Origin of the sequence: Acidovorax sp., assembly GCF_034519795.1 — a bacterium.
Taxonomy (GTDB): domain Bacteria; phylum Pseudomonadota; class Gammaproteobacteria; order Burkholderiales; family Burkholderiaceae_C; genus Acidovorax.
Map to the genome: position 1 here is coordinate 814,039 of NZ_JAXHOB010000020.1, position 26,519 is coordinate 840,557.

General features: G+C 67.7%; 23 protein-coding genes. 14 read left to right on the plus strand and 9 right to left on the minus strand.

The window, feature by feature from the left end; translation table 11 throughout:
• Positions 1-21: 21 nt before the first annotated feature.
• The 5 genes from U5N23_RS25045 to U5N23_RS25065 all read right to left on the minus strand — a co-directional run bounded on the left by U5N23_RS25045 (position 22) and on the right by U5N23_RS25065 (position 7,141).
• A complete protein-coding gene (locus U5N23_RS25045; RefSeq protein ID WP_322595400.1) occupies positions 22-1,599 on the minus strand; it encodes an ABC transporter substrate-binding protein in 1,578 nt (525 codons plus the stop codon).
• A gap of 70 nt (positions 1,600-1,669) precedes the next feature.
• Positions 1,670-2,887 carry a M20 aminoacylase family protein gene (locus U5N23_RS25050; RefSeq protein WP_322595401.1) on the minus strand — a complete coding sequence of 406 codons (1,218 nt, stop codon included), beginning with the start codon at positions 2,885-2,887 and terminating at the stop codon, positions 1,670-1,672.
• Position 2,888: 1 nt separating this feature from the next.
• Positions 2,889-3,869, minus strand: a complete 981-nt coding sequence (locus U5N23_RS25055) for an ABC transporter permease (protein WP_322595402.1) — start codon at positions 3,867-3,869, stop codon at positions 2,889-2,891.
• A 132-nt stretch (positions 3,870-4,001) separates the two neighbouring features.
• A complete protein-coding gene (locus U5N23_RS25060) occupies positions 4,002-5,582 on the minus strand; it encodes an ABC transporter substrate-binding protein (protein ID WP_322595403.1) in 1,581 nt (526 codons plus the stop codon).
• 506 nt (positions 5,583-6,088) lie between these two features.
• Entirely contained in the window at positions 6,089-7,141 is a 1,053-nt protein-coding gene (locus tag U5N23_RS25065; protein ID WP_322595404.1) for a porin, read from the minus strand.
• Between the two features lie 328 nt (positions 7,142-7,469).
• Between U5N23_RS25065 and coq7 the strand changes: the two genes are divergently transcribed.
• Positions 7,470-8,087: a 2-polyprenyl-3-methyl-6-methoxy-1,4-benzoquinone monooxygenase gene (gene coq7 / locus U5N23_RS25070; RefSeq protein WP_322595405.1), complete on the plus strand. Its 618-nt coding sequence runs from the start codon at positions 7,470-7,472 to the stop codon at positions 8,085-8,087.
• Between the two features lie 52 nt (positions 8,088-8,139).
• Here the strand turns inward: coq7 and U5N23_RS25075 are convergent, their stop codons facing one another.
• Complete coding sequence (locus U5N23_RS25075; RefSeq protein ID WP_322595406.1) at positions 8,140-8,589, minus strand: OsmC family protein; 450 nt, start codon at positions 8,587-8,589, stop codon at positions 8,140-8,142.
• A gap of 355 nt (positions 8,590-8,944) precedes the next feature.
• Between U5N23_RS25075 and ilvA the strand changes: the two genes are divergently transcribed.
• The 3 genes from ilvA to U5N23_RS25090 are packed head-to-tail and all read left to right on the plus strand — an operon-like array spanning position 8,945 to position 11,913.
• Complete coding sequence (ilvA, locus tag U5N23_RS25080; protein ID WP_322595407.1) at positions 8,945-10,504, plus strand: threonine ammonia-lyase, biosynthetic; 1,560 nt, start codon at positions 8,945-8,947, stop codon at positions 10,502-10,504.
• A 25-nt stretch (positions 10,505-10,529) separates the two neighbouring features.
• The gene (locus tag U5N23_RS25085) at positions 10,530-11,336 is read left to right on the plus strand and encodes an adenosylcobinamide-GDP ribazoletransferase (RefSeq protein ID WP_322595408.1); all 807 of its coding nucleotides are present in this window, start codon (positions 10,530-10,532) and stop codon (positions 11,334-11,336) included.
• Positions 11,329-11,913, plus strand: a complete 585-nt coding sequence (locus tag U5N23_RS25090; RefSeq protein ID WP_322595409.1) for a histidine phosphatase family protein — start codon at positions 11,329-11,331, stop codon at positions 11,911-11,913. Before U5N23_RS25085 ends, U5N23_RS25090 begins: the two co-directional genes overlap by 8 nt.
• 122 nt (positions 11,914-12,035) lie before the next feature.
• On the opposite strand, the gene U5N23_RS25095 is transcribed toward U5N23_RS25090, so the two are convergent.
• A complete protein-coding gene (locus U5N23_RS25095) occupies positions 12,036-12,491 on the minus strand; it encodes a type II secretion system protein N (RefSeq protein ID WP_322595410.1) in 456 nt (151 codons plus the stop codon).
• A gap of 47 nt (positions 12,492-12,538) precedes the next feature.
• Between U5N23_RS25095 and gspG the strand changes: the two genes are divergently transcribed.
• From gspG to U5N23_RS25145, 10 genes are all read left to right on the plus strand, one after another.
• The gene (gene gspG, locus U5N23_RS25100) at positions 12,539-13,003 is read left to right on the plus strand and encodes a type II secretion system major pseudopilin GspG (RefSeq protein WP_416208663.1); all 465 of its coding nucleotides are present in this window, start codon (positions 12,539-12,541) and stop codon (positions 13,001-13,003) included.
• A gap of 222 nt (positions 13,004-13,225) precedes the next feature.
• The gene (locus tag U5N23_RS25105) at positions 13,226-13,651 is read left to right on the plus strand and encodes a prepilin-type N-terminal cleavage/methylation domain-containing protein (protein WP_322595411.1); all 426 of its coding nucleotides are present in this window, start codon (positions 13,226-13,228) and stop codon (positions 13,649-13,651) included.
• Positions 13,648-14,022: a type II secretion system minor pseudopilin GspI gene (gene gspI / locus U5N23_RS25110; RefSeq protein WP_322595412.1), complete on the plus strand. Its 375-nt coding sequence runs from the start codon at positions 13,648-13,650 to the stop codon at positions 14,020-14,022. The genes U5N23_RS25105 and gspI overlap by 4 nt, the downstream gene beginning before the upstream one ends.
• A 2-nt stretch (positions 14,023-14,024) precedes the next feature.
• Complete coding sequence (locus U5N23_RS25115; protein WP_322595413.1) at positions 14,025-14,753, plus strand: prepilin-type N-terminal cleavage/methylation domain-containing protein; 729 nt, start codon at positions 14,025-14,027, stop codon at positions 14,751-14,753.
• Complete coding sequence (gspK, locus tag U5N23_RS25120; protein ID WP_322595414.1) at positions 14,753-15,751, plus strand: type II secretion system minor pseudopilin GspK; 999 nt, start codon at positions 14,753-14,755, stop codon at positions 15,749-15,751. Before U5N23_RS25115 ends, gspK begins: the two co-directional genes overlap by 1 nt.
• 50 nt (positions 15,752-15,801) lie before the next feature.
• Entirely contained in the window at positions 15,802-17,058 is a 1,257-nt protein-coding gene (gspL, locus tag U5N23_RS25125) for a type II secretion system protein GspL (RefSeq protein ID WP_322595415.1), read from the plus strand.
• A complete protein-coding gene (gspM, locus tag U5N23_RS25130; RefSeq protein ID WP_322595416.1) occupies positions 17,055-17,729 on the plus strand; it encodes a type II secretion system protein GspM in 675 nt (224 codons plus the stop codon). Before gspL ends, gspM begins: the two co-directional genes overlap by 4 nt.
• Positions 17,726-18,565 (plus strand): type II secretion system protein N, encoded by an 840-nt coding sequence (gene gspN / locus U5N23_RS25135; RefSeq protein ID WP_322595417.1) that lies wholly within the window; start codon positions 17,726-17,728, stop codon positions 18,563-18,565. Before gspM ends, gspN begins: the two co-directional genes overlap by 4 nt.
• Positions 18,566-18,568: 3 nt before the next feature.
• Complete coding sequence (gspD, locus tag U5N23_RS25140) at positions 18,569-21,187, plus strand: type II secretion system secretin GspD (RefSeq protein WP_322595418.1); 2,619 nt, start codon at positions 18,569-18,571, stop codon at positions 21,185-21,187.
• Between the two features lie 3 nt (positions 21,188-21,190).
• A complete protein-coding gene (locus U5N23_RS25145; RefSeq protein ID WP_322595419.1) occupies positions 21,191-22,579 on the plus strand; it encodes a GspE/PulE family protein in 1,389 nt (462 codons plus the stop codon).
• Positions 22,580-22,691: 112 nt separating this feature from the next.
• Here the strand turns inward: U5N23_RS25145 and U5N23_RS25150 are convergent, their stop codons facing one another.
• Both U5N23_RS25150 and thiC read right to left on the minus strand, forming a co-directional pair.
• Positions 22,692-24,374 (minus strand): methyl-accepting chemotaxis protein, encoded by a 1,683-nt coding sequence (locus U5N23_RS25150; protein WP_322595420.1) that lies wholly within the window; start codon positions 24,372-24,374, stop codon positions 22,692-22,694.
• A 175-nt stretch (positions 24,375-24,549) separates the two neighbouring features.
• Positions 24,550-26,445, minus strand: a complete 1,896-nt coding sequence (thiC, locus tag U5N23_RS25155) for a phosphomethylpyrimidine synthase ThiC (RefSeq protein WP_322595421.1) — start codon at positions 26,443-26,445, stop codon at positions 24,550-24,552.
• Positions 26,446-26,519 lie beyond the last annotated feature (74 nt).

The following is a 26,519-nucleotide window of genomic DNA, read 5'->3' on the forward strand; positions in this document are numbered from 1 at the left end:
TAACTCAACTGCCGGGGGCTGTTACTTGATGCTCATCCACTTGAAGGGCATGAAGTTGTCGGCCAGCTGGACCAGCGTGACCTTCTTGCTCACGCCCCAGGCCAGTGCCTGCTGGTGCAGCGGCAGCGTGCCCACATCGGCGGCATGGATGTCGAAGGCTTCCTTGATCATGGCGTTGCGCTTGACCTTGTCGGTCTCGGCCTGGATCTTCTTGGTCAGCTCGTCCACCTTGGGGTTGCAGTACGAACCCAGGTTGAACTGGCCCGTGCCCTTGTCGTCCACGCAGGCCACCAGCGCATTGAGGGCGTTGTGCGAGTCGTAGGTGGCAGGCGTCCAGCCCAGCATGTAGAAGCTGGTGTCGCGGCGCAGGATCTTGGGGAAGTAGGTGCCCTTGGTCTCGGCCTGCAGGTTGATCTTGACGTTGATGCGCGAGAGGTTGGCCGCCACGGTCTGGCAGATGCGCCCGTCGTTCACATAGCGGTCGTTGGGGCAGTTCATCGAGACTTCGAAGCCGTTGGGGTAGCCGGCTTCGGCCATGAGCTTCTTGGCGGCTTCCACGTCGTAGGGCAGGCGCTTGGCATCGGGCTGGAAGCCGTTGATGCCGGGGCCCACGAGCAATGCCGACGGGTTGGAAGCGCCGCGCATCACGGTCTTCTTGATGCCTTCGATGTCGATGGCCTGGTAGAAGGCCTGGCGCACGCGCTTGTCCTTGAAGGGGTTCTTGCCCTTGACGTTGGAGTACAGCAGTTCGTCGCGCTTCTGGTCCATGCCCAGGAAGATGGTGCGCAGCTCGGGGCCGGTGATGGCGCGGGTGTTGGCGCTGGTGTTGACGCGGTCGATGTCCTGCACGGGCACCGGCTCCATCACGTCCACTTCGCCCGAGAGCAGGGCCGCGACGCGCGTGGCATCGTTGCCGATGGGCGTGAACACCACTTCGGTGGCATTGCCTTCGATCTTGCCCCAGTAGGTGCCGTTGCGCGTGAACACCGAGCGCACGTTGGGCTGGCGTTCGCGCAGGCGGTACGGGCCCGTGCCGTTGGCCTTGAACGATGCCGCGTTCTCCACACCCTTGCGGCGGTCCACGGGGACCATGGCCTGGTTGGTCTCGCACCACTTCTTGCTCATCATGTACACGAGCGAGACGACGTCGGGCAGGATGGGGAAAGGGCTCTTGGTCTCGATCTCGATGGTGTGGTCGTCGATCTTGCGCACTTCCTTGAAGTCGTTGGTGTAGCTCTTCATGTCCGAGCCCTCGACCTGGGTGCGGGCGAAGCTGAACAGCACGTCGTCGGCCGTGAAGGGGGTGCCGTCATGGAATTGCACGCCCTTGCGCAGCTCGAAGCGCCACACGGTGGGGGAGGTCTGCTTCCAGCTCGTGGCCAGGGCCGGGGCCAGGCTCAGGTCCTTGTTGCGGCCGACCAGCGGCTCGTAGACGTTGCCGGTGACGCTCAGCTGCAGCGATTCGTTGAGCGAGTGCGGGTCCATGGACAGCGAATCGCCCTGGTTGGCCACGCGGATGGTCTGCGCATGGGCCACCACGCTGGATGCAGCCAGCGCGGCAAACAAGGCCGTCATGGCGATTTTTTTCTGGAATGTCATGCAATGCTCCTGGTGGGTGAAAGGGGGTGGCGGTACAAGGGGAAAAAAGGCGCCGGTACCTGGTGCTCCGTCAGAGCGTGGGCAGTGGCATCGCCTGCTCGATCAGGCTGGCATGCAGCGCAGCGCCCAGCGGCAGGATGTCGTCGTTGAAGTCGTAGCGGCTGTTGTGCAGCGCGCTGCCGCTGGCGCCCGTGCCCTGCCCTATGCGCAGGTAGGCCCCGGGCTTGTCCTGCAGCATGAAGGAGAAGTCCTCGGCGCCCATGCTGGGCTCCAGGTCGCGCACCACGTGGTCGGCGCCGATCAGCGATTCGGCCACGTTGCCCGCGAAGAGCGCCTCGTCCTCGGAATTGATGGTGGCCGGGTAGATGCGTTCGTAGTGCACGGTGGCGGTGGCACCGAAGCCCAGCGCGATCGCGCTGCACAGCTCCTTGAGGCGCTTTTCGACCATCTCCTGCACCACGGGGTTGAAGGTGCGCACGGTGCCCACCAGCGTGGCCGAGCCCGGCAGCACGCTGAAGGCCCCCAGGTCACCGGCCTGCATGGCGCACAGGCTGACCACGGCGCCATCGAGCGGGCGCACGTTGCGCGAGACGATGGTCTGCGCGGCGGTGATGATGTGCGCGGCCACGAGCATCACGTCCACCGTCTGGTAGGCATGCGCACCATGGCCGCCGCGGCCGGTGATCTCGATGGTGATGCGGTCGGCCGCCGCCATCATGGCGCCGGAGTTCAGGCCCACCGTGCCGGGCGCCATGGCCGGCCAGTTGTGCATGGCGAAGATCGACTGCACAGGGAAGCGCTCGAACAGGCCGTCTTCCATCATCACACGGGCACCGGCGAAGCCTTCCTCGCCGGGCTGGAACACCAGCACGGCCTTGCCGTCGAAATTGCGCGTCTCGGCCAGGTAGCGCGCGGCGCCCACCAGCATGGCCGTGTGGCCGTCATGGCCGCAGCCGTGCATCAGGCCCTGCTTGCAGGACTTCCAGGAGAAGTCGTTGTGCTCGGTCAATGGCAGCGCGTCCATGTCGGCACGCAGGCCCACCATGGAGCCGCTGGCCGTGCTGCGCCCGCGGATCACCGCCACCAGCCCGGTGCGGCCGATGCCGTCGTGGATCTCGTCCACGCCGCAGACCTTGAGCGCCTCCTTGATCCGGGCACCGGTGTAGACCTCTTCGAAGCCCAGCTCGGGGTGCGCGTGCAGGTCGCGGCGCAGGGCCGTCAGCTCCGGATGGAAGTGGGCGATGTGCGCAAAGGCCCGGCCGCCCGCCTTGAGTCGGGGAGCCTGCATGTCAGTGGCCTCCGGCCTTGCCCACGCGCAGACGGGGGTCCACTGCAAAGTACAGCAGGTCCACCACCAGGTTGATGACCACGAAGATCAGGGCGATCAGGCACAGGTAGGCGGCCATCACGGGGATGTCGGCAAAGGTCACGGCCTGGATGAACAGCAGGCCCATGCCCGGCCACTGGAACACGGTCTCGGTGATGATGGCGAAGGCGATCAGGCCGCCCAGCTGCAGGCCGGTGATGGTCATCACGGGCACCAGCGTGTTCTTGAGCGCGTGGCCGAAGTGGATGGCCCGGTTGGACAGGCCGCGGGCGCGTGCGAACTTGATGTAGTCGGTGCGCAGCACCTCCAGCATTTCCGCGCGCACCAGGCGCATGATCAGCGTGAGCTGGAAGATGGCCAGCGTCACCGCCGGCAGGATGATGTGGTGCCAGCCTTTGGCCTTGAGCAGGCCGGTACTCCACCAGCCCATCTGCACGACCTCGCCGCGCCCGAAGCTCGGGAACCAGCCCAGGTGCACGGCAAAGACCAGGATCAGCAGAATGCCGATCAGGAAGGTGGGCAGCGAGACGCCCAGCAGAGACAGCGTCATGAACAGCTGGCTGGTGAAGGTGCCGCGCTTCAACGCCGCATACACGCCCATGGGCACGCCGATCACCAGGGCCAGCACGGCGGCGACCAGGGCCAGTTCGAGGGTGGCGGGAAAGCGCTCGGCAATCAGGCGCGAGACCTTGGCGCCCTGGCGCAGGCTCAGGCCGAATTCACCTTGTGCGGCATTCACGAGGAAGTGGCCGAACTGCACGAAGAAGGGTTTGTCCAGGCCCAGCGCCACGCGCAGTTCGCGGATCTGGTCGGGGGTTGCGTCCTGGCCCAGCAAGAACACCACGGGGTCTCCGACGTACTGGAACAGCATGAAGGAGATGAAGGCCACGGCGACCATGACGATCACGGCCTGGATCAGGCGGCGCAAAATAAAGGCAAGCATCAGAGAGTCGAGTGTGTATTCGATGGGACGCCTTGGCCACTTTTGGTGGCGCGGCGCTCGTGGGGATCGTGTCGAAAAAAACCAAGGAGAGCAAAGGCCGGAAGGCCCTTGCTCTCCATCTGCAAGGATAGATCAGTTCACCTTGACCAAACGCATGTCCACGCGGTTATCGGCGCGGTGGACCAGCTCGATGTTCTTCTTCACGGCCCATGGGATCACCTGGTCGTACAGAGGAATGTGCGAGACCGTGTCGTTGGACAGTTGCAGCGCCTCGGTCATCATGCGCGAACGCACGGGGGCATCGGTCTCGGCCTTGACGCGGTCCACCAGGTAGTCCATGCGCTGGTTGCTGTAGCGGCCCACGTTGTAATTGCCGTCGCCGCCCTGGCCGACGCTGCGCACCAGCGATTGCAGGCTGTACAGCGCGTCGAAGGTCGGCACGCCCCAACCCAGCATGTAGATGCTGGCTTCGTTGCGCTGGATCATGGGGAAGTAGGTCACCAGCGGCAGCGTGCGCAGCTTGGCCTTCACGCCGATGCGCGACCACATCGCGGTGACGGCCTGGCAGACGGCTTCGTCATTGATGTAGCGGTTGTTGGGGCAGGCGAAGTCGACTTCGAAACCCTCGGGGTAGCCGGCTTCGGCCAGCAGCTTCTTGGCAGCATCGACGCTGTAGGGGAAGCGCTTGCCCACGGCTTCGGTGTAGCCGGCCACCTGCGGTGCGACGAGCGTGCCGGTGGGCTTGCCCAGGCCGCGCAGGGTGACGCGCTCCAGCGCGGCGGTGTCGATGGCCTGGTACAGGGCCTTGCGCACCTTGACATCCTTGAGGGGGTTCTTGCCCTTGACGTTGGAGCCTGGCAGTTCGTCGCGGAACTGGTCCATGCCCAGGAAGATGGTGCGGTTTTCGAGGCCGTCGATCACCTTCAGGTTGGCGTCCTGGCGCAGGCGGCCCAGATCCTGGGGAGCGGGGTCGAGCACCATGTCCACCTCACCCGAGAGCAGGGCGGCGATGCGGGTCGCGGCCGACTTGATGGGGGTGTAGACGATCTCCGTCACGTTGCCGTCCATCTTGCCCCACCAGTTGGGGTTGCGCTTGAACACCATCTTCACGTCGGGCTGCCAGGAGTCGAGCGTATAGGGCCCCGTGCCCATGGCGTTGCGGTGGGCGAAGTTCTCGTCCGTTCCCTTGATGTCCTTGGGTTCCACGGACTTGTTCTTTTCGGCCCAGGCCTTGCTCATCATGCGCAGCTCGGTCATCTGGCGCAGCAGCACGGGGTTGGGCGCCGTCAGGATGACGTCAACGGTCTGCGCATCGACCTTGTTGACCTTGCTGATGCCCTGCACGTAGGGCGTGAAGTTGGAGGTCTTGGCCATGGCGCGCTGCAGCGAGTACACGGCATCGTCGGCAGTGAACGCCGAACCATCATGGAACTTGACGCCCTGGCGCAGCGTGAAACGCACCTGCGTGGGGGTCACTTCCTTCCAGGCCGTGGCAAGCACAGGCTCCACCTCGAAAGTCTTGCTGTTGTAGTACACCAGACTCTCGTACACATTGGCATGGATGCCGTTTTGCAGCGCGTTGTTTTGGGAATGAATATCCCACGTGGCGATTTCGCCCTGGCTCGCCCATTTGAATGGTTTGGCATTAGCACCCGTGGCCATCAGCATGGCGGCAGCTGCGGCAATCGACAGCAGGCTGAGATTGAGTTTCATGAAACCTCTTCAACAATGTAAAAGTTTTACTATGCAGTAAATAGCGGCCATCGGCCAACGGGAAATCCCTGAATCCCGCCCCTCCCCGAGGGACTATTTATGCCCCGATGAAGCGCATTGACATGCAAGTAAAGTGCCAACACCGCACGGGCCGATTGCGCCAACAGGTGATGGATCAACAGGCACGACAGGGCCTGGATCAGGGCATTTGCACCGATACGCGCCCTTGGCCCGCAGCTTTGCCCCTTCGACCCGCGCCGCGCCCCTATTGCGGGCATCACCGCGCCATTGCACCCAACACACGGCCAAACGCTGGGTTGCGCCCTGAGCACGCAAGAGTAGGATATCCACGACTTCACCGGAAAATATCCACCCCTTTGCAGCACGCGCGCAAATCCACCGCGCAACACCATAAAACGAATCTGCAATGGCAATAAAAAAAGCCGCCCGAAGGCGGCTTTTTTGTATTCATCCATTGATGGCTGGCATATAGCCAGCCGTCAATATCAGAAGCTGTGACGGATACCGAAGTCGTAACCGCTGGAGTTGCGGCCAGCTGCAGTCACAGAACCGTTCAGAGCTTGAGCGGCGCCGTTCTTGTTCTTCACAGCAGCTGCGGTAGCGTACACGGCGGTGCGCTTCGACAGGTTGTGCACATAGCCCAGAGCGAACTTGTTGCTACGTGGGTCAGCTGCGTTGGCAACTTCGATTTCGTAGGTGGAGTAAGCAACGCGGATTTCGCCAGCGCCGACGGGGATCAGACCACCGATCAGCCAGCCGGTGCCTTCGTTGCCGTTCTTGACGTCGTCGCGGTTGACGTGGGCCAGCAGCTTGCCGAAGCCGAAGTCGTATTGGCCACCCAGGTTCCAGGCCTTGATGTCGGCGTTCAGGAACTTGGTTTGCGAAACGGCCATTGCCACGTTCACAGGACCGTTGGCCCAGCCAGCGCGCAGTGCCAGACCGTTGCCGTCCTTCTTGTTGGCAACGTTGCTCAGGTTTTCACCCAGGTAGTACTGCACTTGGCCGTAGAAACCGCCCAGGTTGCGGGGCAGGAAGTAGCCGATGGCGTTCGAAGCGCGCACGGTGGTTGGGCCACCCAGGCTGGAGTTCAGCGTTTGGGTCGTGCCAACGCCGTTCGTGCCGAACGGATCGAACACGGTCAGGTTCCAGAATTGGGGGGTGTAGTCACGGCCCAGACGCAGTTCACCGAAGCCGCCGTTCAGGCTGACGGTCGAACGACGGTTGAACGTCAGGCCGCCGTTGCTGTTGCCACCGGTGGCTTGGTTGTTGGTGTTGGTGCCGCCGCCACGACCGTCGTCGTTGACCAGGCCGGCTTCCAGCCAGAACGAAGCAGACAGGCCACCGCCCAGGTCTTCAACGCCGCGGAAACCCAGGCGGCTGCTGTTGTAGCCGGAGTTCGTCAGTTGCGAGCGGTTAGCAACGCTGCCGTTACCGTAGGCATACGTCGCGTCGACGATACCGAACAGAGTCACGGACGATTGAGCCATTGCAGCGCCGGAAGCAGCCAGCACAGCCAGGGCAATCAGGGATTTTTTCATTGCGAGTTACTCCAAGGTTAAACATAGGGCGCCGGTACGGGGGGTCTAGGAGTGCCTTGCACCTGCTCAGTCCCGCCGGTTCCCCGGGCCAACCTCCTGGTGGGGAAGTTGTTCTTATTGCACCAGAGGCCGCCCCGTTTCGCAAAGGAATTCACCCACAATCGAGCCGAAAGGGAGATTTCGTTGCAGTGTTGCAACATTTCAGTGCACCCCGGCAAAATCCACCACCGATGCACCAGCGAAGTGCCTTTCGGCCGTTTTTTGGCCCGCACCCATTCGTGTCGATTTGCAACACATGTTTCCACATCCATCCTCACCCCCGCCTGCCATGGACGCCTTCTTGACTGTCGCCGACAACGCCTTGCGCACCCTTTTTGCCACACCGCGCGCCTCGCAAACCTCCCCCGCCGCCGGCCACGCGGAGGGTGCCATGACCCCTGCGCAGCGTGAATTGGCAGGCTCCCTGATGCGCGTCAACCACGTGGGCGAAGTCTGCGCGCAGGCGCTGTACACCGCGCAGGCGGCCGTCACCCGCGACGACCGCCTGCGCGGCCACTTGCTGGAGGCCGCGCGCGAGGAAACCGACCACCTGGCCTGGACCCGGGAGCGGCTCGACGCCCTGGGCGCCCGCCCCAGCGTGCTCAATCCCCTGTGGTTTGCCGGGGCCTTCGCACTGGGCCTCGTGGCGGCCAAGGTCAGTGACCGGGTGAGCCTGGGCTTCGTGGCGGAAACCGAGAACCAGGTGGCGGCCCACCTGCAGGGGCACCTGGCGCGCCTGCCGGCACAGGACCTGGCCTCGCGCGCTGTGGTGGCACGCATGAAGGACGACGAGGAGCGCCACGCGGCACAGGCCCTGGCCGAAGGCGCCACGGTCTTGCCACCGCCGGTCCAGGCACTGATGCGGGCCGCCGCCAAGGTGATGACGACCACGGCACACCGCATTTAAGCCCCCCTGAGCCGCCTTGGGCGCGCCCACTTCATGGGTGGCGCCAGGCGTATCAGGCTTCCACCACCTCGAAGCCGGTGGTGATCTCGGCCGTCTTGCCCAGCATGATGCTGGCCGAGCAGTATTTTTCGTGGCTCATGGCAATCGCGCGCTCCACGGCGGCGGGGGGAATGCCCTTGCCAGTCACGGTGAATTGCATGTGGATCCGGGTGAACACCTTGGGATCGACCTCGGCGCGCTCGGAGGTGAGCTTGACGCTGCAGCCGCGCACGTCGTGGCGCCCGCGCTTGAGGATCAGCACCACATCGTAGGCTGTGCAGCCCCCCGTGCCGGCCAGCACGGTCTCCATGGGCCGGGGTGCCAGGTTCTGCCCGCCATTGGCCGGGTTGGCGCTGTCGGGCGCGCCGTCCATCGCCAGGACATGGCCGCTGCCGGTTTCCGCCACGAACCCCATTCCCGAGCGGGTTCCGGCGCCGCCGGTCCAGCTGACTGTGCATTCCATGTGTGTTTCTCCTCGGTGATTCATCAAAAAACGTGGCTTTTTTCACGAAATGGGCAGGCCACTCCAAAAAAAGTCGGTGGATTTTGCTGCATCGCAGCATCCTTCGCGCTAATATTGCGCCATGCGTTGCCCTTTTATCGAAAAGGGACAGGTGCTGGAAATGTTCCACCACCTCCAACGCGCCGATTGTCTCCTCCATCTCCTCAAAGGATGGATTCAGCCCCGGGCTTTGCGGCCTGGGGCTTTTTTTTTGCCCGGACGGGGCACTCGGCACCGCCTGCATCCCGGGCGCAGGAAATCTATGATGTGTGCCCCGCTCACACCCGAGCCGGGAGCCTGGAGCCTGTCCCCTGCCATGACCCACGACCTGACCCCCGCCGATTACCTCAAGAAGATCCTCACCGCCCGCGTGTACGACGTGGCGATCGAGTCGGACCTGGAACCCGCCCGCGACCTGAGCCGCCGCCTGAACAACCGGGTGCTGCTCAAGCGCGAGGACCAGCAGGCCGTGTTCAGCTTCAAGCTGCGCGGCGCCTACAACAAGATGGCGCACCTCACCCCCGGCCAGCTGCAGCGCGGCGTCATCTGCGCCTCGGCCGGCAACCATGCCCAGGGCGTGGCCATGAGCGCCAGCAAGCTCGGCGCCCGCGCCGTGATCGTGATGCCCACCACCACCCCCCAGGTCAAGGTGGATGCCGTGCGCACGCTGGGCGGCGAGGTGGTGCTGCATGGCGAGAGCTATTCCGACGCCTACCAGCACGCTGCCGAACTGCAGGCCAAGGAAGGCCTGACCTTCGTGCACCCCTTCGACGACCCGGACGTGATCGCCGGCCAGGGCACGATTGCCATGGAGATCCTGCGCCAGTTGCAGCGCCTGGGCAGCAACCGCCTGGACGCGGTGTTCGTGGCCATCGGCGGCGGCGGCCTGGTGAGCGGCGTGGCCAACTACATCAAGGCCGTGCGCCCGGAGATCAAGGTCATCGGCGTGCAGATGAACGACTCGGACGCCATGATCCAGTCGGTACGCGCGCACGAACGTGTCACCCTGGCCGATGTGGGCCTGTTCTCCGACGGCACGGCCGTCAAGCTGGTGGGCGAGGAAACCTTCCGCATCGCCCGCGGCCTGGTGGACGAATTCATCACCGTGGACACCGATGCCGTCTGCGCCGCGATCAAGGACGTGTTCGTGGACACGCGCAGCATCGTCGAGCCCTCGGGCGCGCTGGCGGTGGCGGCCATCAAGCAGTACGTGGAAACGCACCAGACCGAGGGCGAGACCTACGCCGCCATCCTGTGCGGCGCCAACATGAACTTCGACCGCCTGCGCTTCGTCGCCGAGCGCGCCGAGGTGGGCGAGGAGCGCGAAGCCCTGCTGGCCGTGACCATCCCCGAGGAGCGCGGCAGCTTCCGGCGCTTTTGCGAGGTGGTGGGCGCCCTGCCCGGCGGCCCGCGCAACGTGACCGAGTTCAACTACCGCATCAGCGACGCGGCCGAGGCGCATGTGTTCGTGGGCCTCACGGCCCAGGGCAAGGGCGAGTCGCAAAAGCTCGCACAGATCTTCACGGAGCACGGCTTCGGTGCGCTGGACCTCACGCACGACGAGCTGGCCAAGGAGCATCTGCGCCACCTGGTGGGCGGGCACTCCGCGCTGGCGCAGGACGAGCGCCTGCTGCGCTTCGTGTTCCCCGAGCGGCCGGGCGCGCTGCTCAAGTTTCTGAGCCTGATGCAGCCGACCTGGAACATCAGCCTGTTCCACTACCGCAACCAGGGCGCGGACTATGGCCGCATCCTCGTGGGCATGCAGGTACCGCCCGAGGACTCGGCCACCTTCGACGCCTTCCTCGCCACCCTGGGCTACCCCTATGTGGAAGAAACGCTGAACCCGGCCTACCGCCTGTTCCTGCGCGCCAAATAGCCCCCAGGCCCGCACAGCGCCCCCCATGCAAGCCCTGCGCCACTACCTGCTGGCCGTGCAGTTCTTCACCCGCATCCCGGTCACCGGGCGGCTGGCCGGCTGGGTGGGCTTCAGCCCCGCCATGCTGCGCGCCAGCGCCGCCCACCTGCCGGGCGTGGGCTGGCTCGCGGCGGCCGTGGCGGCGGGGGTGTATGCGGCGCTGGCACTGGCCCTGGCGCCCAACCCGCTGGGCCCGGCCGTGGCAGCCGTGTTCTGCACCGTGGCCACGGTGCTGCTCACCGGGGGCTTCCATGAGGATGGCCTGGCCGACGTGGCCGACGGTCTGGGCGGCAGCTATGACCGCGAACGGGCGCTGGACATCATGAAGGACTCGCGCGTCGGTGCCTTCGGTGCCATGGCGCTGGTGCTGGCCTTGCTGGCCAAGGTGAGCCTGCTGGCGCTGCTCGGCGTGCACGGCCTGACCACGGCGCTGGCGGCCCTGGTGGGCGGGCATGTGCTGTCGCGCCTGTGGCCGCTGTTCATCGTGCGCCGCCTGCTGCATGTGGGCGACACCGTGCGCTCCAAGAGCAAGCCGCTGGCCGACCAGATCACCGGCACGGCACTGCTGGTGGCTGCCGCCTGGTGCGTGGCCCCGCTGGCGCTGGCCTGGTTCTGGAGTTCCACGGCCATCAGCCTCGCTGCCTTCACGCTGAGCGCGCTGGGCGCGGCCTGGATGGCCCGGTGGTTTGCTCGGCGCCTGCAGGGCTTCACCGGCGACTGCCTGGGCGCCACGCAGCAAATCGGCGAGATCGGCTTCTACCTGGGCGCCGCGCTGGCCCTGGGGCATGGCTGAGGGCCGCGACGTGCAGCTCTGGCTGGTGCGGCACGCGCCGCCGCTGGTCGCCCCGGGCACCTGCTACGGCATGCTGGACATGCCCGCCGAACGCGCCCCTACCCAGGCCTGCGCCCAGCGTCTGGGCCAGGCCCTGCCGGGCCCCGCACTCGTCTGGCATTCACCCCTGCAACGGTGTGTGCAGTTGGCCCAGGCCGTGCAGGTGGCCCGCCCCGACTGGCAACCGCTGCCCGACGCCCGGCTGCGCGAGATGGATTTCGGCGCCTGGGAGGGCCGCACCTGGAACAGCCTCGCCAAGGCCGACATCGATGCCTGGACTGCCGACTTCGCCCACCACCGCCCCGGCGGCGGCGAACCATTGGCGGACATGCTGGAGCGCGTGGCCCATGCCCTGCACGGCGCGCGGGCTGCGGCGCAGGCCGCCGGCCTGGCCCATGCGGTGTGGCTCACCCATGCCGGCGTGGCCCGCTGCGTGGACTGGTTGCTGCGCCATGGAGAAGATGCCACGCCACAGGCCGACCAATGGCCCGTGCATGCCCCCGCCTGGGGTGAGTGGAATACAGTGCAGCTGAGGTAAGAGCCTGTTGCGAAGCCCCAGGGACCGCCCCTAGAGTGGCAAAATACCAACAGCCAGCACGGTAAGGAGAAGCAAGCCCTGAAAGCGCCGGATTCGCACCGGCGCCTGCCCGCCCTTCGGGGTCAGTTCTTGCGCGGCATGTCCAGCGTGAGCATGGCCGGGCCACCGACATCGGCCCCCAATTGGGCCTGGCGCGGGCTCAGCGCCTGCAGGACCATGCCGGAATCCACCACGGTCCCGACGCGAAATGGCTTGGCGGGCTTGCCGTCCACCGCGATCAGCGCGGCGCCGCCGCCACTGTGGCGCCCGGACAGCACGCCAATCAAGGCAAACCGGCTGGCCAGCGAGGCCACCGGCGCCGCCACGGCCACCACCGCGCCAGCGGGCATGGCCCCGAGTGCGCGCGCGACCGCCTGGGCATCGGGTATCGCCGCCATGGACGCCGCAGCCGGCACGGTTTGCGCGACCGGCCGGTTCGACAGGCGCAGCCCCCAATAGACCACGCTGGCGCCCGCCGCAGCCCACAGCGCCAGAGTCCCCAGGCGCACGCCCCATTTGCTGTATGAATTGGTCACCATGCGGGGATTATGATTCACCCGATACGACCCTAGCGAGACCGCCTGCAGTGAACACCCTCTCTTTCCTGTCCTCACCCTCCTCCCTGCGCTGCGCACGCCGCAGCCTGGCCCGGGGCTTCACCCTGATCGAGCTGATGGTGGTGGTGGTCATCATCGGCGTGCTGGCAGCGCTGATCGTGCCCAACGTGCTCGACCGCGCCGACGACGCGCGCAGCACCGCCGCCAAGACCGACATCACCAACATCATGCAGGCGCTCAAGCTGTACCGGCTGGACAACCAGCGCTACCCGACGCCCGAACAGGGCCTGCAGGCGCTGGTGGCCAAGCCCACGTCCGGCCCCATCCCCGGCAACTGGAAGCTGTACCTCGAAAAGCTCAACAACGACCCCTGGGGCCGCCCCTACCAGTACCTGAACCCCGGCATCAAGGGCGAGATCGACGTGATGTCCTTCGGTGCCGATGGACAGTCGGGCGGCGAAGGCAAGGATGCCGATATCGGCAGTTGGCAGTAGCCGTGACCCCCACGGTCGCGCACTGGCGTGTCGCTCCCTGCCCCCCGAGGGGGCCGGGCCTTGCTTGGGGCGGCCCGGCGCGGCGGCCGCACGCCCTCGGGCGGCGCCGCGACCGTTGCAACCATGCCCCATGGAACCCTCTTTTCGCCCTGAAAAGGAACTCCGTCGCCACCATGACTTCTGGAGCCGCGCAATGCGCGTCCATCAGTGCTGGGTAAGCCCATGACACGCCGTGCGAGCGGATTCACCATGCTCGAATTGCTGGTGGTCATCAGCATCATGGCGCTGGCGACGGCGGGTATTTCGCTGGCGCTGCGCGACAACGGGCAGACGCAGCTGGAGCGGGAGGCGGCGCGGCTGGCGGCCCTGCTGGAGTCGGGGCGGGCGCAGTCGCGGGCCAGTGGCGTGCCGGTGCGCTGGCGCGGTGGGCCGCAAGGTTTCAATTTCGAGGGGCTGCCGCCCGATGCCCTGCCGCACCGGTGGCTGGCGAGTGGCACCCTGGTGCGGGGCAATGCCGTTTTGCTGCTCGGGCCCGAGCCGGTGATCGGTGCGCAGCAGGTGCTGCTCACGCACCAGGACCATCCCGACCAGGCCCTGCGCGTGGTGACGGACGGGCTGCGGCCTTTCAGCGTGGAGTCGGTGCAATGACCCGCGCCCCCCTGAACACACACCAGCAGGGCTTTACGCTGGTGGAGGTGCTGGTGGCCCTGAGCATCGTGGCGATTGCGCTGATGGCCGGGCTGCAGTCCACCAATGCCCTCACGCGCAATGCGCTGCGCCAGTCCGACATCGTGCTGGCGCAGCTGTGCGCCGAGAACGAGCTGGTGCGCATGCGCCTCTCGCGCCAGATGCCCAGCGTCGGCGACAGCACCCAGCCCTGCGAGCAGGCGGGCCGGCGCCTGGATGTGCGCCTGATCGTGCGGCCCACGCCCAACCCGAGCTTTCGGCGCGTGGATGCCCAGGTGCTCGACGGGGAAAACTCCATCCTGCGCATCTCGACCATCCTGGGGCGCTATTGAACATGGCTTGCAGGCTGACGCCCCCCACCCAGCGGCTGGCCGTGCCAGGCCGCAAGCACCGCACACCGCCGACCGCCCTGGCCGGCTTTACGCTGATCGAGCTGCTGGTCGCGATTGCGCTGATGTCCATCCTGGCCATCATGAGCTGGCGTGGCATCGATGGCATGGTGCGCGCGCAGGAGCAGACGCGCCAGCGCGCCGACGAGATGCTGGTGATCCAGTCGGCCCTGGCGCAATGGGGCGCCGATCTCGATGCCATCCTGCCGCTGGCCAACACCACCCCGATGGACTGGGACGGGCAGGTGCTGCGCATCACGCGCCGCACCACGGCCGTGCCCGACGAGGGCGCGCTGGTGGTGGCCTGGACCCGGCGCGACATGCCGGGCGTGGAAGGGGGAGGCCAATGGGTGCGCTGGCAATCCCCGCCCGTGCGCAACCGCACCGAATGGCAGCAGGCCTGGCAACTGGCCGAGCAGTGGGCGCGCACGCCCGACGAACAGGCCCGACGCTACGAAATCAGCCTGGTGCGCATCAGCAGCTGGCAGCTGTTCTATTTCCGCGGCGGCGCCTGGTCCAACCCGCTGTCGAGCGCCGGCCAGACCCCGGGCAGCCCGGCCACCGCCCTCCCCGACGGGGTGCGGGTACAGGTCACCCTGTCTTCCGGCCAGGCGCTGAGCGGCGCCGTGGTGCGCGACTGGGTCAACCCGACCCTGGGCGGAGGACGCACCTGATGCGCCGCACACCGCACACCCGGCAACGGCCAGCGCGGGCCCAGCGCGGCGCGGCGCTGCTGGCGGCCATGCTCACCGTCACGCTCGTGGCCACCTTCGCCGCCGCCTCCCTGTGGCAGCAATGGCGCGCCATCGAGGTCGAGACCGCCGAGCGCGCCCGCGTGCAGGCCGCCTGGATCCTGGTCGGGGCGCTGGACTGGTCGCGCCTGATCCTGCGCGAGGATGGCCGTGCCGGCGGCGCCGACCACCTGGCCGAGCCCTGGTCCGTGCCGCTGCAGGAAGCCCGGCTGTCCAGCTTCCTCGCGGCCGAGCGCGGCGTGGCCCAGGTGGACGACGCCAGCACCGACACCACCGATGCCTTTCTCTCGGGCCAGATCACCGACCTGCAATCGCGCCTGAACATCACCAGCCTGGCCGAAGGCGGGCAGGTGCAGGCCGGGGCCTTGAAACAGTTCACCCGCCTGTTCGAGCGGCTGGGGCTGCCCTCGCAGGAGCTGGCGTTGCTGGTGGAGAACCTGCGCAAGGCCCAGGCCCGCACGGGGGCCGATGGCAGCGCCCCCCTCATGCCCCAGACGGTGTCGCAGCTGGGCTGGCTGGGGTTGTCGCCGCCGACCATCGCGGCGCTGCTGCCCCATGTCACCATCCTGCCGGTGCGCACGCCGGTCAATCTCAACACCGCCGGCATCGACGTGGTCTGGGCCGCCATCGACGGGCTGGACATGGCCGGCGCCCAGAAGCTGGTGCAGGCCCGCGAGTCGAAGCATTTCCGCTCCATGGCCGAAGTGGTCGAGGCGCTGGGCAAAGTCCCGTTCGAGACCAATGACCTGGCCATCGCCTCGGCCTACTTCGAGGTGCGGGGCCGGCTGCGCATGGACAACACCACCGTGGACGAGCGCTCACTGGTCCGCAAACTGGGCCTGGAAGTGACGACGCTGTGGCGGGAACGCGGCGCCTTCGACCGGGATACTGCCGCTCCGGCGCAACAGAGCTTGCGCTGAATGCGCGCAGCACAGGAGCCACCGCCTAAAATGACCCGCACTACCCGCCCATGAGCACGCTGATACTCTCCCTGCCGCCCACCCCTCCGGGGCTATCGACCCAGTACGGCTATACGCTGACGGCGGACGGGCACACCGCCCAGCGCCATGCGCTGGCCGAGGCGGCCCTGTTGCCCGAGACCGCACGCCCCGGCGAGGTCGTGGCCGTGGTGCCGATAGAGGCGCTCTCCTGGCAGAAAGTGCAGTTGCCGCCCGGCCTGCCCCTGGGTGCCAGCCAGCAGACACCGCGCCTGCGCTCGGTGCTGGACGGCCTGCTCGAAGACCGCCTGCTCGACGACCCGGCCCAACTGCACTTTGCGCTGCAACCGGGCGCCCAGGCCGGCGTGCCGGTATGGGTCGCCGTGTGCGACCGCGCCTGGCTGCGCGCCCACCTGCAGGCCCTGGAGGCTGCCGGCCGGCGCGTGTCCCGCGTGGTGCCCGAATTCGCGCCCGGCCCCACGGCCAGTGGCGTGCCCGAGGTGTCGGCCATCGGCTCGGCAGACGAGCCGCAACTGATCCTGTGCGGCCTGGGCCCCGACCAGGGCATCTCGGTACTGCCCCTGACACCGGCCACGCTGGCACTGGCGGGCCTGGGCAGCGCTGCCGGGGGCGACGCACCACCCACACCTTTGCGCGCCGACCCGGCCGTGGCGGAACTGGCCGAGCACGCCCTGGGCCACCCGGTGAGCCTGCACACGGCCAGCGCCCGTGCCCTGGATGCCGCCCGCAGCGACTGGGACCTGGCGCAGTTCGAACTCTCCAGCAACAGCCGCTCGCGCGCCCTGCGCAAGGCCGGTGGCGCCCTGAGCGCCCTGCTGTACGCCCCGCAATGGCGTGCAGCGCGCTGGGCGCTGGGGGTGCTCGTGCTGGCCCACCTGGCAGGCCTGAACGTCTGGGCCTGGCAGGAACGGCAGGCCCTGGCCGCCAAACAGGCCAGCGTGCGCAGCACCTTCACCCAGGCATTCCCGCAGGTGCAGGCGGTGATCGCGCCACTGGAGCAGATGGAGCGCGAGATGGCGCTGCTGCGCCAGGCCTCGGGCAGCTTCTCGGCGCGCGACCTGGAACCCATGATGGCCGCGGCCGGCAGCGCGCTGCCCGATGGCCGCATCCCTACTGGCCTGGAATTCACCACCGGCGAACTGCGCCTGCGCGGCCTGCCGCTCGCCCCCCAAGAGGAACCCGTGATCACCACCCGACTGCGGGCTGCCGGCTATACCGGCCGCCTGGACGATGGCAGCCTGGTGCTGCGTGCGGAGACCGCCCCATGAGCCAGCTCGCCCCCTTGAAAGCCCAGTGGCGGGCCATGGCCCCGCGCGAACAGAACTTCGTGCTGGGCGCGGTCGCCCTCGTGGGCCTGGCCCTGGTGTGGTGGGTGGCCATTTCCCCGGCCTTGCAGACCTTGCGAACCGCCCCCCAGCGCCATGCCGAACTGGACGCGCAGCTGCAGCGCATGCGCAGCCTGCAGGCCGAGGCCCAGCAGCTGCAGGCCATGCCCCGCAGCAGCACGGGCGATGCCACGGGCGCCCTGCGCAGCGGCCTCACGGAGCGCATGGGCACGGCCGCCCAGCTCAATGTGGCGGGTGACCGCGCCACCGTCACCCTGAAGGCAGCGCCCGCAGATGCCCTCGCGCAGTGGCTGGCGCTGGCGCGCAGCAATGCCCGGGCCGTCCCCATCGAGGCGCGCCTGACCCGCACCATCGCACCTGCGGCCCCCGCTGCGGCGAGCGGCGTTCGCCCAGGCCTGCAGGCCCCGGCCTCACCACCGGCCATGGCCGCCCCCGCCCCGGGTGCGGCGCCCGCAGGCCTGCTGGTGCCCCCGATCCCTGGGGCCGTTGCGGCCAGGGGTGCCAACCCCACGCCAGGCAGCGCGCCCGCAGGCCCTGCCCCCGGTACCCCGCGCTGGGACGGCACCCTGGTGCTGGCCCTGCCTGCGCGGTGAGCCCCGCGAAACGCCCCGTGTCGCCCGCCCGCAGCCCACGCTCCCCCTCCCGCGCCACCGGCGCCGTGCCCCGCTCGCCCTGGGGCTGGGCCGTGGGCGGCGCATTGGCCGGGCTGCTGCCGGCGCTGGTGGTCTTCGCCCCCGCGCAATGGCTCGCCCAGGGCCTGGCCCGGGCCACGGGCGGCCAGTTGCTGCTGTCGGAAGCGCGTGGCACGGTCTGGAACGGCTCGGCCCAGTTGGTGCTGACTGGCGGCACCGCCAGCCAGGACCGCACGGCCCTGCCCGGTCGCCTGCAATGGACGCTGCGCCCCCGCTTCACCGGCGTGCACGCCCAGGTGCAGGCCGCCTGCTGCACGGTGCAGCCACTGCAGGCCCGACTGGCGCTGGGCATATCGCAACTGCGCGTGGTGGTGGGCGACAGCCAGAGCCGCTGGCCCGCCGCACTGCTGTCGGGCCTGGGCACGCCCTGGAACACGCTGCAGCCGCAAGGCCAGCTGGCGCTGCAGACCCAGGGGCTGCAGGCCGCCTGGCAGGCCGGCCGCATGGTGCTGGAGGGCAAGGTGCAGCTCGATGCGCTGGACATGTCCTCGCGCCTGTCCACCCTGCGCCCCATGGGCAGCTACCGCCTGGCCGTGCAGGGCGGCGAGGTGCCCATCCTGACCTTGACCACCCTGAGCGGCCACCTGCAACTGAGCGGCACCGGCCAATGGGTGGGCCAGCGCCTGCGCTTTGCGGGCGAGGCCAGTGCGGCGCCCGACCGCGAAGCGGCGCTCACCAATCTTCTGAACATCATCGGACGGCGCAACGGCGCGCGCTCCCTCATCAACGTGGGTTGACCTATGACGACTTCCGCCTCCTCCCTTTCGCCGCGTCTGCAATTCGCCGTCAGCTCGATCACCCTGGCCGCCCTGCTGCTCACCAGCAGCCCGCTGGCCCTGGCGCAGACCGCCGTAGGCACAGGCACCAGCAGCGTGCGCGGCAACGAACCCGTCACGCTGAACTTCGCCAACGCCGAGATCGAGGCCGTGGCGCGCACCATGGCCACCATCACCGGGCGCAACGTGGTGGTCGATCCGCGCGTGAAGGGCCAGCTCACGCTGATCACCGAACGCGCCGTGCCGCCCTCGGCGGCGTTCCAGCAGTTCCTCGCGGCGCTGCGCCTGCAGGGCTTCACGGTGGTCGAATCGGCCGGCCTGTACAAGGTGGTGCCCGAGGCCGATGCCAAGCTGCAGGGCGGCAGCGTGGGCGTGAGCGAATCGGGCTCGGCGCGCGGCACACCCGGCGGCGGGCAGATCATGACGCAGATCTTCAAGCTCAACTACGAGAACGCGGGCAACCTGGTGCCGGTGCTGCGCCCGCTGATCAGCCCCAACAACACCATCAACGTGAACCCGGGCAACAACTCGCTGGTGATCACCGACTACGCCGACAACCTGCAGCGCCTGGGCCGCATCATCGCGGCGATGGACGTCTCCAACGCCAGCGACGTGGAGATCATCCCGCTGCGCAACGCCCTGGCGGTTGACCTGGCGCCGCTGGTGGCACGCCTCATCGATGGCGGCAGCGGCGCCGCACCCGCCGCCGCCCAGGGCCAGGCGGACACCTCGTTCAAGACCACGCTGCTGGCCGAGCCGCGCAGCAATTCGCTGATCCTGCGTGCCGCCAACCCCGCGCGGGTGGCCATGGTGCGTGCGCTCGTGGACAAGCTCGACCAGCCCCCGGTGCCGGGCAGCAGCGCCTCCATGGGCAACATCCATGTGGTCTACCTCAAGAACGCCGATGCGACCAAGCTGGCCACCACCCTGCGCGCGGCCATGGCCAGCATGGGCGGCAACGCCACGGGCGGCGCGGGCGCCAGCACGCCGGCGATTTCTTCCGGCGGCGCGTCTTCTTCCCCTTCGCTGTCGGGCGGGGGCAGCAACAGCGGAGGCTTGAGCGGCAACTCCAACAGCAGCCTCGGCGGGCTGGGCAGCAGCTCCGGCATGGGTGCCGGCTCGGGCATGGGCAGCGCCAACAGCAACCAGCCCTCCACCGGCGGCCTGATCCAGGCCGACCCGACCACCAACTCGCTGATCATCACCGCACCCGAGCCCCTGTTCCGCCAATTGCGTGCCGTGATCGACAAGCTCGACGGCCGCCGCGCCCAGGTGCTGGTGGAAAGCATGATCGTGGAGGTCTCAGCTACCAAGCTGGCGGAGTTCGGAATCCAGTGGCAAGGGGTTTTGGGCAAGCAGGGCGATGGCACCGTTGGCGTCATCGGCACCAATTCCGTCCAGGGTGGAGGCGCCAATATCCTGAATCTCACGGGAGCACTCGCAAGCGGAAGCACAAGCGCCATCACCTCTGCCGCCAGCACGCTGAGCAAGGGCCTGAACCTGGCTCTTGCACCGCGCATCAATGGCCAGTATTACTTGGGCGCGCTGGCCAACTTCCTGCAGAACAGCGGTGATGCCAATGTGCTGTCCACCCCCAACCTGATGACGCTGGACAACGAGGAAGCGCGCATCGTGATCGGCAACAACGTGCCCTTCCCGACCGGCTCGTATGCCAACACCGGCGGCAGCAACACGGTGAACCCCTTCACCACGGTGGAGCGCAAGGACGTGGGCCTGATGCTCAAGGTGCGCCCGCAGATCAGCGAGAACGGCACGGTGAAGATGTCGATCTACCAGGAGGTCTCCAAGATCGACCGCGCGACTCTCTCTGACGTGAACGGCCCCACGACGAGCAAGCGCTCCATCGAGTCCAATGTGGTGGTGGACGATGGCAACATCATCGTTCTCGGCGGTCTGTTGGAAGACAGCTACTCACAGGGCGAGGACAAGGTGCCGGTGATGGGCGACCTGCCCGTCGTGGGTGGCCTGTTCCGCAGCGAAAACCGCACACGCAACAAGACCAACCTGATGGTCTTCCTGCGCCCCGTGGTGGTGCGCGATGCCGCCACCAGCGAAGCCCTGATGGTGGACCGCTACGACGCGATCCGCGGGCTGCAGCAGGTGACCCAGCCCGCGCCGAGCCTGCCACTGCGCTCGATATCGGGCGCCCCCGTGCTGCCGGAACTGCCCCAGCGCAGCGCTCCGGCAACGCGCATGCAGCCAGCCCCCATGCAGGACCTGGTGACGCCCGTGCAGCCAGCGCCCCGGCTGACGCCTTCGGGCGTGCCCATCAGCGAAGCCCCTGCGCCTGCTGTAGCCACTGCGGTGGCAGCGGCTGCCGCCACCGCACCGACCTACTACGTGCGTGCCGGCGTGTTCGGCGACGATGCCGCCTCGCAGGCATCGCTGTCAAAGCTGCGCAATTCAGCACTGCCTATCTCCGAGCAGATCGTCGACACCAGCCAGGGCCCCCGCACCAGCGTGCGCGTAGGCCCGTACCACAACCCTGCTTCGGCCGACTCCGCTGCCGCGATGGTGCGCGAGCTCGCGCCCGCCGCCACGGTGACCCGCCAGACGCTCTGACCCATGCGCCACCCCCTGCCCTACGCCTTTGCCCGCACCTCCCAGCTGCTGCTGGAGGACGACGGCCAGCAGCTCGTGCTGTGGCACGGCCCTGCACCCGATGTGACCGCACTGTCGGAAGTGATGCGCAAGCACAAGGTCCGCCACCTGCAATCGCTGGCGGCCCCGGCCCTGGCCCAGCGCATCAGCGCTGCCTATGCCCAGGGCGAATCGAGTGCTGCGACCGTAGTGAGCGAGGTCGAGTCCGACGCCGATCTGTCGCGCATGATGCAGGACCTGCCGGCGGTGGAAGATTTGCTGGAAACGGCCGACGACGCGCCCATCATCCGCATGCTCAACGCCCTGCTCACGCAGGCGGCGCGCGATGGCGCGAGCGACATCCACATCGAGCCCTACGAGCGGCATTCGAGCGTGCGCTTTCGCGTCGACGGCTCGCTGCGCGAGGTGGTGCAGCCCAACCGCGCGCTGCATGCGGCCCTGATCTCGCGCCTGAAGATCATGGCCGACCTGGACATTTCGGAAAAACGCCTGCCGCAGGACGGGCGCATCAGCCTGCGCCTGGGCACGCGTGCCATCGACGTGCGCGTCTCCACCCTTCCCAGCGCCCATGGCGAGCGCGCCGTGCTGCGCCTTTTGGACAAGAGCGAGAGCAAGCTCAGCCTGGAAGCCGTGGGCATGCAGGGCGACACGCTGCGCCGCTTCGAGGGCCTGATCGCCCAGCCGCACGGCATCATCCTCGTGACCGGGCCCACGGGCTCGGGCAAGACCACCACGCTGTACGCAGGCCTGGGGCGGCTCGATGCCACACGCAACAACATCATGACGGTGGAAGACCCCATCGAGTACGAACTGCCCGGCGTGGGCCAGACCCAGGTCAACAGCAAGATCGAGCTGACCTTCGCCAAGGCCCTGCGCGCCATCCTGCGCCAGGACCCGGACATCATCATGATCGGCGAAATCCGCGACTTCGAGACCGCGCAGATCGCCATCCAGGCCTCGCTCACCGGCCACCTGGTGCTGGCCACGCTGCACACCAACGATGCGGCCAGCGCCGTCACGCGCCTGACCGACATGGGCGTGGAGCCTTTCCTGCTGTCGTCCTCGCTGCTGGGCGTGCTGGCCCAGCGCCTGGTGCGCAAGTACTGCAGCCACTGCCAGGGGGCCGGCTGCGAGCATTGCAGCCAGACCGGCTACACCGGCCGTACCGGCCTGTTCGAGTTGCTGGTGACCAACGATGCCATCCGCGCGCAGATCCACAACCAGGCCTCCGAGGCGGATATCCGCACCGCGGCACTGGCCGGCGGCATGGCGCTGATGCGCGAAGACGGCGAGCGCCTGATCGCGGCCGGGATCACCAGCCGCGAAGAAGTGCTGCGCGTTACACGGGACTAATAGCCCTTCGCACCGCAAGCGCCCCGCGCCCAGCAAAAAGCCCCCGTCACCAACCGGCGACAGGGGCTTTTTGCTGGGCGCAGCCGGGGGTTTTCTACCCGCTGGCAGACCGTCAGCGGATCTGCAATGCCTGCTTGGGCGCGCGCACCGGAACGGCTGGCCGCTGGGCCGGCGCAGGGATGCCCTGGCGGGGGGTCGGCATGCTGCCGCCGGCACCCGGGCTGGCGGCCCTGGCTCCCGACTGCAGTTTGAACTGGCTCACGGCCTGGGTCAGCTGCAACGCCTGCTCACGCAGGGATTCGGAGGCCGCGGTCGACTGCTCGACCAGTGCGGCGTTCTGCTGGGTCATGTTGTCCAGCTGGCTCACCGACTGGCTGATGTGGCCCACGTTGTCGCGCTGTTCGGCCGAGGAGGCCGTGATCTCGCTGATGATGTCCGAGACGCGGCGCACGCTGCCCACGATCTCGTTCATGGTGGCGCCGGCCTGGCTCACCAGGCGCGAGCCGTCTTCGACACGCTCCACCGAGGAACCGATCAGGCCCTTGATCTCCTTGGCGGCGGCCGCCGAGCGCTGGGCCAGGCTGCGCACCTCGCTGGCCACCACGGCAAAGCCGCGGCCCTGCTCGCCCGCACGGGCGGCTTCCACGGCCGCATTGAGCGCCAGGATGTTGGTCTGGAAGGCAATGCCGTCGATGACACCGGTGATGTCGGCGATCTTGCGCGAGCTGGTGGTGATCTGGTCCATGGTGGTCACCACCTGCGAGACGACCACACCGCCGCGCCCGGCCACCTCGGCGGCCGACGAGGCGAAATCGCTGGCCTGGCGCGAGGACTGGGCACTCTGGCCGATGGTGCTGGTGAGCAGTTCCATCGACGAGGCGGCCTCTTCGAGGTTGGCCGCAGTCTGCTCGGTGCGGTGGCTCAGGTCATGGTTGCCCGAGGCGATCTCGGTGCTGGCCGTGGAGATGTTGCTGGCCGCCTCCTGCACCTGCTGCACCAGGCCGCGCAGGGCATCCTGCATGCGCGCCATGGAGGCCACGAGCTGGCCCACCTCGTCCTGCGAGGTCACCTGCACGTCCTGGGACAGGTCACCGCCGGCGATGCGCTCGGCCAGGGCGCTGGCCTCTGAGATCGAGCGGGTGATGGAGCGCACGCTGAAGAAGGTCAGCGGGATGAGCACGGCCAGCGCAAGCACCAGCACGATGCCGATCAGCCCGGACATGGTCGTGGTCAAGGTGTTGACGCCTTCGCGCGCCTCGTCCATCTTGGTGCGTGCCGTCACGGAGAGATCGGACAGCAGCTTGTCCGTGGCCTCCATGTGCTTCTTGAGGCGGTCGGCATAGGCGCCGCCCACGGCGCCATCGATCTGGGCGCGCTCGATCTGTTCGAACACGGGCGAGATGCCGGCCTCGTACTCCTTGACCTCTGCCAGCGACTTGTCGATGGCCTCGACGAAAGCCGCATCGCCCGACTGCACCTGGCGCACGTCGGCCATGCCCTTGTTCAGCGCGGTGAGCGATTTCTTCCAGCCCTCGCGCAGGGCCGCGACCTCGACGGAGTTGTTGAAGCTGATGATGATGTCTTTCTCGAGGCGGCGCAGGTCACCCAGGGTGGTGCGCAGCTCGGCCACATCGGTCAATGTCTGCACCCGCTGGGAGAACAGCTGGTCCAGGGTGCTTCGGGTGCGCTCCAGGGCCAGATAGCCCATGGCACCGATGACGACGAGCAGAACCAGGGAAAAGATCGTGCCGAAATAGAGACGTGCGCGGATGGAAAGACGGCTGAGCAGGTTCATCGCTCTTCCTTACATTTATTGACAACTACAGCATAGCAAATTTGGTGCCATAGATCTTGCTGTACCTATGGTGCGGGTGTGGGCGCGACTGTATGCGCCCATACAGACTCCGCCCCAGAGGGTATGTACCTCCCCCCTGCCCCGAGCAGCCAAACTGCGAGGGCAGTAGCCGTGCTTATTTCACCGGGTGGATGGGCACATACAGTTCACCGCCGCCGCGCTGGAACTCCACAGCCTTGGCCTCCATGCCGGTGGCCAGCGCCTCGCTGTCGGCCAAGCCTTTCTGCGCCGCGAATTCGCGCACTTCCTGCGTGATCTTCATCGAGCAGAACTTGGGCCCGCACATGGAGCAGAAGTGCGCCACCTTGGCGCTGTCCTTGGGCAGCGTCTCATCGTGGTATTCCCTGGCCGTCTCGGGGTCCAGGCCCAGGTTGAACTGGTCCTGCCAGCGGAAGTCGAAGCGCGCCTGGCTGAGCGCATCGTCGCGCGCCCGGGCGCCCGGATGGCCCTTGGCCACGTCAGCGGCGTGCGCGGCGATCTTGTAGGCGATGATGCCCTGCTTGACGTCGTCGCGGTCGGGCAGGCCCAGGTGCTCCTTGGGCGTCACGTAGCACAGCATGGCCGTGCCCATCCAGCCGATCATGGCCGCGCCGATGGCCGAGGCGATGTGGTCATAGCCGGGGGCGATGTCGATGGTCAGCGGGCCCAGGGTGTAGAACGGCGCCTCATGGCAGGTTTGGAGCTGCTCGGTCATGTTGGCCTGGATCATGTGCATGGGCACGTGGCCGGGGCCCTCGATCATGGTCTGCACGTCGTGCTTCCAGGCCACCTGGGTGAGCTCGCCCAGCGTGTGCAGTTCGGCGAACTGGGCCTCGTCGTTGGCGTCCGAGGCGCAGCCGGGGCGCAGGCCGTCGCCCAGGCTGAAGGACACGTCGTAGGCCTTCATGATGTCGCAGATGTCCTCGAAATGCTCGTACAGGAAGCTCTCGCGGTGGTGCGCCATGCACCACTTGGCCATGATGGAGCCGCCGCGCGAGACGATGCCCGTGCGCCGCGCCGCCGTGAGGTGGATGTAGGCCAGGCGCACGCCGGCATGGATGGTGAAGTAATCCACGCCCTGCTCGGCCTGCTCGATCAGCGTGTCGCGGAAGATCGCCCAGGTCAGGTCCTCGGCCACGCCGCCGACTTTCTCCAGCGCCTGGTAGATGGGCACGGTGCCGATGGGCACCGGGCTGTTGCGCACGATCCAGTCGCGCGTGGTGTGGATGTTCTTGCCGGTGGACAGGTCCATCACGTTGTCGGCGCCCCAGCGGATCGCCCAGACGAGTTTTTCGACCTCTTCCTCGATGCTGGAAGTGACGGCCGAGTTGCCGATGTTGGCATTGATCTTGACCAGGAAGTTGCGCCCGATGGCCATCGGTTCCACCTCGGGGTGGTTGATGTTGGCCGGGATGATGGCGCGCCCGCGCGCCACCTCGTCGCGCACGAACTCGGGCGTGATGACCCGCGGAATGCTCGCACCCATGGGGTTGCCGGCCAGGCGGCGCTCACGGCCGGCGTCGGCCTGGTACTGCGCCATCCACTCGCGCTTGCCGTTCTCGCGGATGGCCACGTACTCCATCTCGGGGGTGACGATGCCCTTTCTGGCGTAGTGCATCTGCGTCACGTTGGCACCGCTGCGCGCGCGCAGGGGTTGGCGCTGCAGCGCAGCCGCTTCGGCGCGCAACTGGGCCAGGCGCACGGCGTCCTCGCTCTTGCTGCCATCGTCGAGCGCCAGCGGAGCGCGGCCCTCGTAGTGCTCCACGTCGCCCCGGCCGGCGATCCAGCCGCCGCGCACGCTGGCCAGGCCGCGGCGCACGTCGATCACCGCGTCGGGGTCCGTGTAGGGGCCCGAGGTGTCGTAGACGCTGACCTGTTCGCCATTGGTCAGCGCGATGTCGCGCACGGGCACGCGCAGGTCGGCATGCAGGTGGCCTGGCAGGTAGGCCTTGCGCGAGGCCGGGAACGGCTCGCGCGTGGCGGCCAGCAGTTCGGCGAATTTTTCGCGGGCGAGGGGATCGGGTGCATTCATGGGGCGGGTCTCCAGTTCCGGTGGCAAAGGGAATTGCTCCGGAATGGACCTGCGCCCCGCGCATGCGCCAGGGC

Excerpts from the sequence above, each read along its gene's own strand:
- U5N23_RS25085 (WP_322595408.1), top strand. The coding sequence starts at position 10,530 with ATGCAAGCCCTGCGCCACTACCTGCTGGCCGTGCAGTTCTTCACCCGC.
- thiC (WP_322595421.1), bottom strand. The coding sequence starts at position 26,445 with ATGAATGCACCCGATCCCCTCGCCCGCGAAAAATTCGCCGAACTGCTG.
- gspL (WP_322595415.1), top strand. The coding sequence starts at position 15,802 with ATGAGCACGCTGATACTCTCCCTGCCGCCCACCCCTCCGGGGCTATCG.
- gspD (WP_322595418.1), top strand. The coding sequence starts at position 18,569 with ATGACGACTTCCGCCTCCTCCCTTTCGCCGCGTCTGCAATTCGCCGTC.
- gspI (WP_322595412.1), top strand. The coding sequence starts at position 13,648 with ATGACCCGCGCCCCCCTGAACACACACCAGCAGGGCTTTACGCTGGTG.
- gspM (WP_322595416.1), top strand. The coding sequence starts at position 17,055 with ATGAGCCAGCTCGCCCCCTTGAAAGCCCAGTGGCGGGCCATGGCCCCG.
- U5N23_RS25105 (WP_322595411.1), top strand. The coding sequence starts at position 13,226 with ATGACACGCCGTGCGAGCGGATTCACCATGCTCGAATTGCTGGTGGTC.
- coq7 (WP_322595405.1), top strand. The coding sequence starts at position 7,470 with ATGGACGCCTTCTTGACTGTCGCCGACAACGCCTTGCGCACCCTTTTT.
- U5N23_RS25065 (WP_322595404.1), bottom strand. The coding sequence starts at position 7,141 with ATGAAAAAATCCCTGATTGCCCTGGCTGTGCTGGCTGCTTCCGGCGCT.
- U5N23_RS25090 (WP_322595409.1), top strand. The coding sequence starts at position 11,329 with ATGGCTGAGGGCCGCGACGTGCAGCTCTGGCTGGTGCGGCACGCGCCG.
- U5N23_RS25060 (WP_322595403.1), bottom strand. The coding sequence starts at position 5,582 with ATGAAACTCAATCTCAGCCTGCTGTCGATTGCCGCAGCTGCCGCCATG.
- U5N23_RS25145 (WP_322595419.1), top strand. The coding sequence starts at position 21,191 with ATGCGCCACCCCCTGCCCTACGCCTTTGCCCGCACCTCCCAGCTGCTG.
- U5N23_RS25150 (WP_322595420.1), bottom strand. The coding sequence starts at position 24,374 with ATGAACCTGCTCAGCCGTCTTTCCATCCGCGCACGTCTCTATTTCGGC.
- U5N23_RS25055 (WP_322595402.1), bottom strand. The coding sequence starts at position 3,869 with ATGCTTGCCTTTATTTTGCGCCGCCTGATCCAGGCCGTGATCGTCATG.
- U5N23_RS25075 (WP_322595406.1), bottom strand. The coding sequence starts at position 8,589 with ATGGAATGCACAGTCAGCTGGACCGGCGGCGCCGGAACCCGCTCGGGA.
- U5N23_RS25115 (WP_322595413.1), top strand. The coding sequence starts at position 14,025 with ATGGCTTGCAGGCTGACGCCCCCCACCCAGCGGCTGGCCGTGCCAGGC.
- U5N23_RS25045 (WP_322595400.1), bottom strand. The coding sequence starts at position 1,599 with ATGACATTCCAGAAAAAAATCGCCATGACGGCCTTGTTTGCCGCGCTG.
- U5N23_RS25095 (WP_322595410.1), bottom strand. The coding sequence starts at position 12,491 with ATGGTGACCAATTCATACAGCAAATGGGGCGTGCGCCTGGGGACTCTG.
- U5N23_RS25050 (WP_322595401.1), bottom strand. The coding sequence starts at position 2,887 with ATGCAGGCTCCCCGACTCAAGGCGGGCGGCCGGGCCTTTGCGCACATC.
- ilvA (WP_322595407.1), top strand. The coding sequence starts at position 8,945 with ATGACCCACGACCTGACCCCCGCCGATTACCTCAAGAAGATCCTCACC.
- gspK (WP_322595414.1), top strand. The coding sequence starts at position 14,753 with ATGCGCCGCACACCGCACACCCGGCAACGGCCAGCGCGGGCCCAGCGC.